The following is a 12,917-nucleotide window of genomic DNA, read 5'->3' as shown; positions in this document are numbered from 1 at the left end:
TCTATGATTATACAATTAATCCCCTCCAGCATCTTTGCTGGGTTGCGCAACACTACCAGTGTATTGCAACATTTTTCCCGTCACGCCTTTATTCTGTTTTAAAAGCGCCAAGTTGCTTTTTGCGGTTTCATTACCGAGTTCTACCGCTCGTTCAAACCACATTACTGAACGAAAAATATTTTTCTCACCGCCCTCGCCTCGTGCATACATCACCGCAAGGTTGTTTTGGGCATCGCTATTTTTCTTAAATGCCGCTTTTTCCAGCAATTGCCGTGCTCTGTGTGTGTTTTTCGCCACACCCGTTCCCGTTAAATAAAAGATAGCTAACTGGTTTTGAGCTTCGATGTTATTTTCTTGCGCAATCAGCAACCAACTCAAAATATCATTCACATCAACATTTTTCAGCTCACCAGACACATACAGTTCCGCTAACTTAATTTGAGCCGTTTTACCATCACTGTTGGCAAGTGATATATACCACTCAATAGCCTTTTTGGGGTCTTTTTTAATCCCCCCTAACCCTTTTTCATAGAATTCAGCTACCTTCATTCCAGCTTCTTGGGATTTATTTTGTGCTGCTCGTTCATACCATAGAAAAGCTTCAGCGAGATCTTTACCAACGCCATTACCTTGTTCATAGGCTTTCGCAATCGCCAGTTGGGCCGCAATATTGTTCTGTTGCGCAGCGCGTTTATACCAGTACATCGCTTGGTAGCTATTCTTTTCTATTGCGCTATGACCTTCTTGATAAAAATCACCCATATTCACTTGCGCTGTCGCAGAGCCCATATTGGCGGCTTGACGATATAAATAAATCGCCATTTCGGCGTCCGGCTCTACACCCTCACCATTTTCATACATCACCGCTAAGTTATTCACTGCGGCTGCAATATTATTTCCCGCACTTCTTTCATACCACTCTCGAGCCTTCTGGTAATCAATATCACCACCTAACCCATCATGATAAAACAACCCCATCGCAAACTGTGCGTTGGCATGTTCTTGCTCCGCGGCCTCTGCATACCATGCTTTCGCTTGCTTTAAATTTTGCTCAACCCCAATGCCATGTTCATATAAGTAACCCATCGCATATTGGCAATAAGCATCGCCTTTTTCAGCACCTCGGCGATACCATTGTTCCGCTTGTCGGTATTTTTCCTGATTTTGCAATAACATCCCAAGGTAATAATCTCCATCTGTATTATCTCGGTCAGCTACCTTTTTAAACCAACGATAAGCCTCTTGCTCATTGACGGCTAAAAATTCAGTCCCATCCATATAAGCAAGCCCAACATCCACCATTGCCTCTTCATCTCCGGCATTCGCTAGCTTCAATTTTGCTTTGAATTCATCAGGAATAGGCATGCTTTTAGGCTGCGCCTGTAGCGTATTCGGTTTATCTTTCGTAGAAGGTGCTTCAACGATATTGCCAGCTTGCGCAAGGGAAATACCGCTAACATAGAGAACTAACAGAAAAGAACGTAATTTCATCACCATGACCTATTTATTGGCGTTATGTCATTAACATATCACTCCAATAAAAAATTCATAAGGGATGTTGGCTGAAAAAGTAGAATAACAAAGGAATTATTAAGAAAACGGAGGAGACGCCAGCTTCTTGCTGAAACTTTTGTCTCCGAAATAAGTCGCAGTACTTAGTTAACGCGGTAACCACCGTGTTTACTGGCAAATAAATTAAATTTACCCCACTCAATTAACAGAGCTTCCAATGTGCGGTGGCTAATCTTACACAGTTCAGAGATCTGAGAAACGACAAAGTGGTTTTCACTCACCAGTTCTGGTGAAAACACTTCCGCAATCCATTCACACTCTTTCGTGGTCACCAACCAACCGTCATTGGTCGAAAATTTATGCACGGGTACCATACCGTCTTTCGGGCTTTCTTGAGATAACAGCTTATTTTCATCGATTTGGGCTTGATGAAAAGCCGCGATTTCGTCCTCTGAAGGCACGGGTTCTACTGCTAAATTTTCTTCTAAAAATAGGTAAATTTCTTCTGCTCTTGCAGGTGTTAGCTCGCTTCTTAACCAAATCTGATTAAAACAGTGCTCATCCAGTGAATCATCGGTATCAAGCTTATCCATGATCTGTAAAACACTCATCATAGCGCTCACCGCGTCTTCGCTCATCATGAACGTTTCAGGCGCCGCACTGTTTTGGATCTGATAAGGAAAAACTACCGAGCGTGGCAGTTCTTCTTCAATAATAAATTCATAGCTCATCATTGGCCCCCTCTAATGTATTACCTATAAGATGGTGCCGAATGCATGAAAAATCAATGTATTGATCTTGTTTTAATCTTCAGGGTCATAAGCTAAGTTTGGCGCTAGCCAACGCTCCAACTCCGTCACCGACATCCCTTTGCGCTTTGCATAATCCTCAATTTGGTCTTTTTGTAGCTGGGCTACCGCAAAATATTTACTTTCAGGATGGCTAAAATACCAGCCTGATACCGAGGCCCCTGGCCACATCGCATAGGAACTGGTGAGTTGCATACCAATTTGCGTTTCCACGTCCAGTAACTGCCAAATTTTTGCCTTTTCTGTATGCTCAGGGCAAGCCGGATACCCCGGTGCAGGGCGGATCCCTTGGTAATTTTCGCGAATAAGTTCTTCATTACTCAAGTTTTCATCGTCTGCATAACCCCAATATTGCATGCGGACTTGTTGGTGTAAATATTCAGCAAATGCCTCCGCTAGCCTATCCGCCAGCGCTTTAACCATAATTTTATTATAGTCATCATGCTGTTGTTCATATGCATCAGCAAGCGCGTCTTCTTCTAAGCCCCCTGTCACTGCGAAAGCCCCAATATAATCGGCTTTACCACTGTCCTTTGGCGCGACAAAGTCAGATAAACAATAGTTTGGAAACTCAGTTTTTAAAGTTTGTTGGCGTAAATTCAGCCCCATGACTTGCACATGATTTCGCGACTCATCGGTATAAATTTCAATATCATCGCCAACCCGGTTTGCAGGGAATAAGCCAAAAATACCTTTTGGCGTTAATAAGCTTTCTTTATCAAGCTTATCTAACATATTATTAGCATCTTTCAATAACTTACGCGCTTCAGAACCGACCACTTCATCCTCTAAGATCCGCGGGTATTTACCTGCCAGCGACCACGTCATAAAAAATGGCGTCCAATCAATATAGTTTCTCAGCGTTGAAATAGATGCGGTGACTTCTTGAATACCAAGAAATTTTGGCACAGGTGGTTGGTAATGTTGCCAATCAATATTAACCGCATTAGCGCGTGCCACATCCAGTGCCACAGGCGGTGTTTTTGGCCTTCTACGACCATGTTGCTGACGAACCGTTTCATATTCACGGCGAGTGCGCGCAACAAAATCTGCTTTTTGTGTTGCTGACAATAGCGCTGCGACAACCCCCACAGTTCGAGAGGCATTTTGCACGTAAGTCGTTGGCCCACTATAATTAGGCTCAATTTTCACGGCAGTGTGTGCTTTTGATGTTGTCGCCCCACCAATCAGTAATGGCAAGGTAAACCCTTGTCTTTCCATCTCTTTAGCTACGTGCACCATTTCATCAAGAGATGGCGTGATCAAACCGGATAACCCAATAATATCGACGTTCTCTTCACGTGCTGTTTTTAGAATAGTTTCACACGGAACCATCACGCCTAAATCAATGATTTCATAGTTATTACACTGCAGAACAACCCCAACGATATTTTTGCCTATGTCATGAACATCGCCCTTTACCGTCGCGAGTAAGATTTTTCCTGCACTACTACCTGACTGCTTAAGCTCTTGAATATAAGGTTCTAAATAGGCTACGGCCTGTTTCATCACCCGAGCAGATTTCACCACTTGAGGTAAGAACATTTTTCCTTCCCCAAATAGGTCTCCAACCACATTCATACCATTCATCAAGGGGCCTTCAATCACTTCGATTGGGCTGGAAGCACGTTGGCGTGTTTCTTCAGTATCTTCAATGATAAATTCGGTAATGCCTTTCACTAATGCGTATTCAAGACGCTTTTCAACTTCCCAACTACGCCATTCCGCTTGTTGAACTTGCTGCTCTCCAGCCCCTGCTCCACGGTATTTTTCCGCCAGTTCAAGCAAACGTTCTGTACTGTCATCACGGCGATTTAAAATCACATCTTCAACAGCATCTTTTAATTCAGCAGGCAGGTCATCATAGATAGCGAGCTGCCCCGCATTAACGATCCCCATATCCATTCCATTACGAATGGCGTAATACAGGAAAACAGCATGAATTGCTTCACGTACAGGGTCGTTTCCTCTAAATGAGAAGGAGACGTTGGAAACCCCGCCAGAAATCATCGCATGAGGTAACTGAGCCTTAATGTCCTTGCAGACTTCAATAAAATCAACGGCATAGTTATTATGCTCTTCGATTCCTGTGGCTACGGCAAAAATATTTGGGTCAAAAATAATGTCTTCAGGAGGGAAGCCCACCTCTTCGGTAAGGATCTGATAAGCACGGCGACAAATTTCAATTTTCCGCTCACGTGTATCTGCTTGGCCAACTTCATCAAATGCCATGACGACCACCGCAGCACCATATTTGCGCAATAATTTAGCATGCTCAATAAATGCCTCAACCCCCTCTTTCATTGAGATTGAATTGACGATTCCCTTACCTTGTATGCACTTAAGCCCCGCCTCGATCACCTCCCATTTTGAGGAGTCAATCATAATTGGCACGCGAGCAATATCTGGCTCACCAGCAATCAGATTCAAGAAACGCACCATCGCCGCGTGGGAGTCCAACATCCCTTCATCCATATTGATGTCGATGATTTGCGCACCATTTTCAACTTGCTGGCGTGCCACATCTAAGGCTTCTTGGTAATTTTCTTCTTTAATCAGCCGCTTAAATTTTGCCGACCCCGTCACATTGGTTCTTTCCCCAACGTTAACAAATAACGATTTTTCGCCAATATTTAACGGTTCTAAACCCGATAAACGGCATTCAACAGGTAGTGACGGTAATTGACGTGGTGTGATACCTTTTACGGCTTCTGCCATTTTTTTGATATGTAATGGCGTCGTTCCACAGCACCCACCAACAATATTTAAGAACCCTGCGGTTGCCCATTCATGAATTTGTTCAGCCATATTTTGCGCATCAAGATCATATTCACCAAACGCATTCGGTAGCCCTGCATTAGGGTGCGCACTGACATAACATTCCGCAATCCTTGATAATTCAGCAATATACTGGCGCAGCTCATCCGGGCCTAATGCACAGTTCAAGCCAAATGATATCGGCTGCGCATGGCGCAATGAGTTATAAAATGCTTCTGTTGTTTGCCCTGATAATGTCCGGCCTGAAGCATCCGTGATCGTACCCGAGATCATAATAGGTAGAGAAACTCCCAAAGCTTCCAGTTCGGTTTCTACCGCAAAGATCGCGGCTTTCGCATTCAATGTGTCAAAAATGGTTTCGATCATGATCAGATCCACCCCACCTTTTACTAAAGATCGGGTAGATTCACGGTAGGCTTCAACGAGTTGATCAAAGGTGATATTGCGATAAGCAGGATCATTAACATCAGGAGAAATAGAAGCAGTACGGTTTGTCGGGCCTAAAACTCCGGCAACATAACGCGGCTGGTCAGGGGTTTTACGTGTCCACTCATCAGCACATTCACGGGCAAGGCGTGCAGCAACCTCGTTAATTTCAGCGGAAAGTGATTCCATTTTATAATCAGCCATCGCAATGGATGTTGAGTTAAAAGTATTGGTTTCAACAATATCCGCGCCCGCTTCAAAGTATTGAGAATGGATATCTCGAATAATATCTGGCTGAGTTAAGACTAATAGATCATTATTTCCCTTTAAATCACTCGGCCAATCCGCAAATCGTTCTCCGCGAAACTGGGCTTCCGACAACTTATGTTGTTGGATCATTGTTCCCATTGCACCATCTAATACCAATATACGTTTTTTTAATTCTTGTTCTAATTGATTAACTTTTGCGGACACTGCACTGCCCTCCTAAAATGGAACACTGAGAAATAAGTCAAATTTTTACCTTTAACATCCTATCACAACTTCTCGCGTGAAAATTCGCTGTTATGATGAGAGTTTTTCAAGGTTGCACAAGAGCACACTTTTCACTGATCCGATGAGTATTTTCAAGTGAAATAGTTCATAATAGAAGCTAAATGACAGTCAGGAGAGACTTAATGGCAACGGCACCAATTACTAAGAAACTTAAAAAAGCAAAAGGGCCGGCGAGTGGCGCAGCTGCAGCAGGACAAGTTCAATCATTAAGTCGTGGATTAACACTATTGGAATATATTTCCGAATCGACAGGGGGAATTGCCCTCACTGACCTTGCGATGCAAGCTGGCTTACCCAACTCAACAACACATCGCCTTTTAATGACTTTAGAACAACATGGTTTTGTTCGCCAAACTGGTGATTTAGGCCTATGGGTTATTGCTTCTCATGCTTTTATCATTGGTAGCAGCTTTTTAGAGAGTCGTAATTTGTTAGCTCTCGTCCACCCAATACTACGCCGCTTAATGGATGAATCAGGGGAAACTGTCAACTTAGCTATCCTAGACCATACAGAGTACGATGCCGTCATTGTTGACCAAGTACAATGCAATGCGCTAATGAGAATGTCAGCACCAATCGGTGGAAAACTGCCATTACACGCCTCAGGGGCAGGCAAAGCATTCATTGCTAACTTACCAGAAGACAAACTGGTTCCACTTTTAAGCCGTAAAGGTTTACATGCTTATACGCCTTATACATTAACTAACCCATCAGCTTTAAAAGAGAATTTACAACAGGCTAAAAAGCAAGGTTTTTCTTATGATGACGAAGAGCATGCATTAGGGTTACGCTGTATTGGGGCTTGTATTTATGATGAACACAAAGAAGCTTTCGCAGCCATTTCTATTTCAGGCCCATTATCACGTATCACCGATGACCGTATTACTGAATTAGGCGCTATGGTTATCAAAGCCGCAAAAGAAATAAGCCATGAATATGGTGCAAACCGCTAGCTAAACAGTGAAAGTGAAATACAAAGCAACCTGTATTTCACTTAACCTTACAAAGCTTTTTACTGCCCTCTAATCACCTTGCTGATTTGTTGAAATAGTAGGCAACTTCAGAGTCTTTTCAAATAACTTAAATTTTTGCATATCACGGTACTTTTCAATGAGTGCCAACGCGATAGCCTCTGTTTCAGCGTCCGCTTGTCCTTCAATATCTCGCGGTCGGAAATGCAATTGGAAAGCACGCAATGTTTTTTTCGTCTGTGGATCTAACTTACCTGATAGCGGGATTGTTGAATATCCATAAAAATTAAGCGCTTTTTGAATGCGTAACACGCTTGCGGGCTCATTGGCATTACGCCCCGCCAGAAATTTAGTGACTGTTTTTGGGTCAGGCCAAGCCCCTATACCATGTTGAGCAAGACGTTGCCATGGAAATGCCTTGCCTGGGTCTTGCTTGCGCAATGGTGCGATATCACTGTGACCAATAATATTTTCTGGGGGAATACTATAGCGCTGCATAATATCTTGGATGAGAGGTATCAATGCCACAATTTGCGCTTCATTGTAAGGAGCCCACTGTTGCTTTCCTTTAACATCCTTTTGTACCCCTGCATTAACGATTTCAATTCCAATAGAAATATCATTCAAACCATTATGCTGTAGCCAATAACTTTCACCTGCATGCCATGCTTTTAATGATTCAGGAACGAGTTGTAATACAACAGGCTGGCCATTTTTAGTTTCAGGTACACTCGGTATGAGGAAATGGGAGCTCACTTTGCCTTGCGTTAGTGTGGCTATGGAGCGCGCATCATCAGAAACGGTGTAGTGAATAATGACATATTGAATGCGTTGACTACTATTTTTTGATGGGTAACGGTTATCGAGATAGTAACCTTTGTTCGAGGCCGAACAGCCTAATAGTAAAAAAGCAAACAATATCCCTATATATTTGAACATCAAACCATAGCCTTACTCTATTATTCATTAAGCTTTATTTAAGCATTGTGTCGTCTGCAATACTATCAATTTTCATGCACCAACAATATCACAATGCTTATTCTTTATAGAAAAATAGATAACAGAAAATGAAATAAATGTTTAAATACATCATGTTAAAACCTTTTTAGCTCATATTAGAAACAAAAAAGGTTTTCTTATTAACGAAAAACATCCCCTTCTATTAAATGGTAGGGAACATTGGAAAAAGTAGAGAGAGAAGCGCCAGAAAAAATTATAATTATGATCACTAATAAGCTCCCCCTCCTTAAAATAGAGACATATTGAATTGATTATTCTTATTTCTAGAATTTAATTTTTAATTTTAAGTAGTTACCATAGACATATTTTTTTTCGAGTACTATGCAAAATTAATCGTCTAATTCTCTATAACGTATAAGTTATAACCTATTTTTTATACTAGGCATTTTAAATGGGAATAAATTATTCATAAAATGTTATAAAAAGAAAATAAAAATTATCTTGCTTAGGTTATCGCTAACTCATTTTTTTCATACTCAACCTGCTTAGCAATGATTTTAGTAATCTCATTAATATCAATATCTAAAAAAATTACAATTTCAATTAGTTTATCTAAACTCAACTTATTAATACCTAACTCATATCGTGATACTTGCTGTTGGCTCAAATGAATAATCGAACCCAGCTCATTTCCTGATAACCCTTTACTCACTCTAGCCTTACGTAAATGATTACCTAGTAATGCATAAATATTTTTCTTTTTAGCTATATGCATAACCATCTCCTAAATGTAAATAAGAAAAATAATTTAGCTAGTATTATTCATTATAAAATTAATCATAACTATTTAAAATAGTTATGAGCAATCAAAGATAACAAGATTGATAGACAAACATCATTTTTATATACAAAAAAAATGAGAAAAATAATATATGTAAAGTAATCCATTGCTTTATAAAAGTTTTTTTATTTTTATAATTAAATTACATTTCTATATGTTTTTTTTGATCAAATCGATAATTTAATATACTTTTACATTTTAAATGTTACTAGAAATAATTAGTAACCAATCAAAATAATTATCTGTTTTTTATTATTAAATAATTTTCACTCTATATGTTAAATTTTTACATACGCAAAAATTGTGTTTTCCCTTTTTTATATCAAAAAACAGATTAATAATTTATCTTATTATTATAATATTCTCTATAGTCAGGCTAATAATCTGATTTCGGCCTAAAAACAACAATCCCGGCCTTCCCTTTTAAGTAATCGTTCAGTTCGATATCAATAACCTGAAGATTTCTACGTAGTGAAGAGGCATTTCTAAATATTGTTTTATTACCTCTACGTATTACAACACCCACATGACTTACATCTAACCCATTATCCTTTGAATAAACGCCGATGTAATCCCCTACATTTAATCTCAATACTAAATCATCATCCACATATTTGACTGGGATATAGTTTATCAACCTACCTTTAACAGGCAAGCCCGATATATATCGCTGGTTATAATTTTTCAAATTAAGTTGTTTTTTTACCTGAATAGCGTGTGGGCTTATTTCACTAGTAATATCTACCACAATCGCCTCAGGTTCTTGCGCCCAATCAGAGAAAAAATGCCGCCGATGTTTAAATGTAATATTTTGGTTGATATAACGAATATTGATTAAATTTGAAACAAACTGCTCGTAATTGTTAGAACGCTTAAAAGCCTCGATGTACTCTATGAATGTCATACAGTCCATCTCTTTCAAATTAATCACCAATTCTTCAGGTGATAGCGGACTCATATTCAAAGTTTGTTTATTGTAAGGTGTAGTTAAAAAATATCGGGTCAATACATCAATTTTTTCTGCTTGTGACACATTCTGTAACTGCATTGCCGTTTGTTCATTAAAAACTTCAGTTAAAATTTTATATGACCCCGAAGCTAAGATAACCTCAGCCCTAACAAAATTTGCCAATAACAATATAAATGCAGCTATAACTAGCCTTAACATCCTGCCGCTCTTCTCATGAATACAACCTAACCTTCGACAATCATCTAATTGAATTTTGATGATAAAATCATCAACTAAGCCACTATAGCATGCTTATTTGTCTATTTCCTACCCTGTCCACACCATAATATAAATTTGATTCAGATCACAGATAGCTTCGAATGTTCATTTTCTATATTGCAACTCCTCCGCTTTCATTGAACAATGTTACCGGTAACATTGATGCTATAGTTCACAAGTAAATAACGATAGGCACAACCCGAATTGACTTGCAGTTTGATTCATCTTTTTACTGCACTATGGAGCAATTATCATGAGCATGACCACCTCTAAAGAGACAAATCCTTCAGTGATCAATAAAGAACTTGATCGCATCACTCAACGTATCATTTCTCGTTCACTGAAAACTCGAGCTGCTTATCTCAAAAAAATAGAGCAGGCTCGTTGTATGACCGTCCATCGAGCATCACTCGCTTGCGGTAACCTTGCCCATGGCTTTGCAGCATGCCAAAGCGAAGAAAAACAAATTCTTAAAAGCATGACTCGCTCTGATATTGCAATCATCAATTCCTACAATGATATGCTTTCTGCTCATCGTCCCTACGACAAGTACCCTGAACAACTCAAAAAAGCATTATTAGAAGCTGGCTCAATTGGCCAAGTCGCTGCGGGTGTCCCAGCAATGTGTGATGGCGTAACCCAAGGACAAGATGGGATGGAGCTATCGATGCTAAGTCGAGATGTTATTGCCATGTCAACTGCCATTGGCCTATCCCATAATATGTTTGATGGTGCGCTCTATTTAGGTATTTGCGACAAAATTGTTCCAGGCTTAATGCTTGGCGCACTTTCATTTGGTCACCTTCCTGCAATATTTGTCCCAGCAGGTCCAATGGCAACAGGCTTACCAAATAAAGAAAAGGTTCGTATTCGCCAGCTGTATGCTGAAGGCAAAGTTGATCGACTCGCTTTATTAGAAGCCGAAGCCGCCTCTTACCATGGGATCGGCACCTGTACTTTTTACGGTACTGCCAACTCGAATCAAATGATGATGGAGGTCATGGGGTTACATCTACCCGGTGCGTCATTTGTACCACCTGACTCTCCACTACGGGATGCATTAACAGAGGCTGCCGCACGACAAATTACGCGTTTAACTGAACAATCGGGCCAGTACTTACCTATCGGTCAACTGGTTAACGAAAAAGTTATTGTCAACGGTATCGTCGCATTGCTCGCGACGGGAGGCTCAACTAACTTAACCATGCATCTTGTTGCTATAGCAAGAGCCGCAGGGATCATTATCAATTGGGATGATTTTTCCGATATTTCAGCTATTGTTCCACTTATTTGCCGTATCTATCCTAATGGCCAAGCGGATATCAACCAATTCCAAGCCGCAGGTGGCGTAGCTTTGCTTATCCACCAGCTATTACAAAAAGGTTTATTATATAACGATGTCCATACCGTAGCAGGATTCGGGCTGGAACGTTATACCATGGAACCTTGGCTAAATAATGGCCAACTTGAATGGCGAGAAGGCCCTAAATCCTCGTTTAATCCTGATGTTATCGCTGAAATAGAACACCCATTCTCACCTCATGGGGGCACAAAATTACTTTCTGGTAACTTAGGGCGTGCCGTGATGAAAACATCAGCAGTTCCTGAAGAAAATCAAGTTATTGAAGCTCCAGCAGTCGTATTTAACAACCAAAATGAGATTGCATCACACTTTGAAGCAGGTGAGCTTAATAAAGATTGTATTATTGTTGTCCGCTTCCAAGGGCCATCCGCGAATGGCATGCCTGAACTTCATAAACTCATGCCTCCTCTGGGTGTACTTATGGATAAAGGCTACAAAGTCGCGTTAGTTACTGATGGTCGCTTATCCGGAGCATCCGGTAAAGTACCATCTGCAATTCATGTCACCCCTGAAGCTTATAATGGTGGGTTGTTAGCAAAAGTAAAAAATGGCGATATCATTAGGGTAAATGCATTGACTGGAGAATTACAATTACTAGTTGATGAAGAAGAACTCAATAAACGCCACCCCTTCGAGGCTGATTTAACTGCTGAGCGTAGTGGTTGTGGAAGGGAGCTTTTCGGTGCATTAAGAAGACATTTATCAGGTGCCGAAGAAGGTGCTTGTTGTATTGATTTTTAATCTATTTTCATTGAATAGGAATAGAAAATGAATAATTGGAAAATGACCGCTGAAAGCGTATTAAAACAAGGCCCTGTCGTCCCTGTTATTGTTATCAAAAAATTAGAACAAGCGGTTCCTCTTGCAAAAGCATTAGTCAAAGGTGGCATTAGAGTGTTAGAAGTCACTTTACGTACGGAGTGTGCTATCGATGCTATTCGCCTCATTGCAAAAGAAGTACCTGAGGCTATTATTGGCGCAGGTACTGTTATTAATGCAAAACAACTCGCTGAAGTTACTGAAGCTGGAGCACAATTCGCAATTAGTCCCGGTTTAACAGATGAATTACTCAATGCAGCAACCAAAGGAGATATTCCTTTAATCCCTGGAATTTCAACTGTTTCTGAACTTATGCTTGGTATGCAATATGGCCTGAAAGAGTTCAAATTTTTCCCAGCGGAAGCCAATGGTGGCGTTAAGGCGCTAAAAGCCATTGCGGGCCCTTTCTCACAAGTCAAATTTTGCCCAACCGGTGGAATATCGCTAGATAATTACCTTAACTATTTAGAATTAGATAGTGTTCTGTGTATTGGTGGTTCTTGGTTAGTGCCTGAAGAGGCTTTGAATTCAGGCAATTATGAAAAAATTACCCAACTTGCTCAAGAAGCTGTACAAGGCGCAAAAAAATAGCATTCCCGAAAAACGACTCAATGCTTGCTGAGTCGTTTTTAATTGCCTTTAATTAATACGCGAC

9 protein-coding genes are annotated in these 12,917 nt (G+C 40.4%); 3 read left to right on the top strand and 6 right to left on the bottom strand.

The genetic code is table 11. The annotated features are described in order from the left end of the window. Positions 1 to 15: 15 nt before the first annotated feature. The 3 genes from FVA72_RS02155 to metH form a co-directional block, all read right to left on the bottom strand. The gene (locus FVA72_RS02155) at positions 16 to 1,491 is read right to left on the bottom strand and encodes an SEL1-like repeat protein (RefSeq protein ID WP_110592541.1); all 1,476 of its coding nucleotides are present in this window, start codon (positions 1,489 to 1,491) and stop codon (positions 16 to 18) included. Positions 1,492 to 1,655: 164 nt separating this feature from the next. Beyond that, positions 1,656 to 2,246, bottom strand: coding sequence for a hypothetical protein (locus tag FVA72_RS02150; protein ID WP_172974358.1), 591 nt, complete (start codon positions 2,244 to 2,246; stop codon positions 1,656 to 1,658). 69 nt (positions 2,247 to 2,315) lie between these two features. Continuing rightward, on the bottom strand, positions 2,316 to 5,999 hold the full coding sequence (gene metH / locus FVA72_RS02145; protein ID WP_110592543.1) for a methionine synthase: 3,684 nt from the start codon (positions 5,997 to 5,999) through the stop codon (positions 2,316 to 2,318). Between the two features lie 203 nt (positions 6,000 to 6,202). Between metH and iclR the strand changes: the two genes are divergently transcribed. Then, positions 6,203 to 7,033 carry a glyoxylate bypass operon transcriptional repressor IclR gene (gene iclR / locus FVA72_RS02140; protein WP_036958355.1) on the top strand — a complete coding sequence of 277 codons (831 nt, stop codon included), beginning with the start codon at positions 6,203 to 6,205 and terminating at the stop codon, positions 7,031 to 7,033. Between the two features lie 69 nt (positions 7,034 to 7,102). Here iclR and FVA72_RS02135 read toward each other — a convergent pair whose 3' ends face one another. The 3 genes from FVA72_RS02135 to FVA72_RS02125 form a co-directional block, all read right to left on the bottom strand. Continuing rightward, positions 7,103 to 7,990, bottom strand: coding sequence for an N-acetylmuramoyl-L-alanine amidase (locus FVA72_RS02135; RefSeq protein ID WP_110592544.1), 888 nt, complete (start codon positions 7,988 to 7,990; stop codon positions 7,103 to 7,105). Between the two features lie 526 nt (positions 7,991 to 8,516). Continuing rightward, positions 8,517 to 8,786, bottom strand: a complete 270-nt coding sequence (locus FVA72_RS02130; RefSeq protein WP_231136087.1) for a helix-turn-helix domain-containing protein — start codon at positions 8,784 to 8,786, stop codon at positions 8,517 to 8,519. A 442-nt stretch (positions 8,787 to 9,228) separates the two neighbouring features. Continuing rightward, positions 9,229 to 10,020 (bottom strand): N-acetylmuramoyl-L-alanine amidase-like domain-containing protein, encoded by a 792-nt coding sequence (locus tag FVA72_RS02125; RefSeq protein WP_110592545.1) that lies wholly within the window; start codon positions 10,018 to 10,020, stop codon positions 9,229 to 9,231. A gap of 319 nt (positions 10,021 to 10,339) precedes the next feature. Here FVA72_RS02125 and edd point away from each other — a divergent pair, with 319 nt between their 5' ends. Beyond that, positions 10,340 to 12,184: a phosphogluconate dehydratase gene (gene edd / locus FVA72_RS02120; RefSeq protein WP_405030031.1), complete on the top strand. Its 1,845-nt coding sequence runs from the start codon at positions 10,340 to 10,342 to the stop codon at positions 12,182 to 12,184. 27 nt (positions 12,185 to 12,211) lie between these two features. Then, positions 12,212 to 12,853 carry a bifunctional 4-hydroxy-2-oxoglutarate aldolase/2-dehydro-3-deoxy-phosphogluconate aldolase gene (locus FVA72_RS02115; protein WP_004261341.1) on the top strand — a complete coding sequence of 214 codons (642 nt, stop codon included), beginning with the start codon at positions 12,212 to 12,214 and terminating at the stop codon, positions 12,851 to 12,853. Positions 12,854 to 12,917: the final 64 nt, after the last annotated feature.

The sequence above is a fragment of the Providencia sp. PROV061 genome (assembly GCF_011045655.1).
GTDB classification, from domain to species: domain Bacteria; phylum Pseudomonadota; class Gammaproteobacteria; order Enterobacterales; family Enterobacteriaceae; genus Providencia; species Providencia hangzhouensis.
This window is presented reverse-complemented; position numbering and strand designations above follow the sequence as displayed.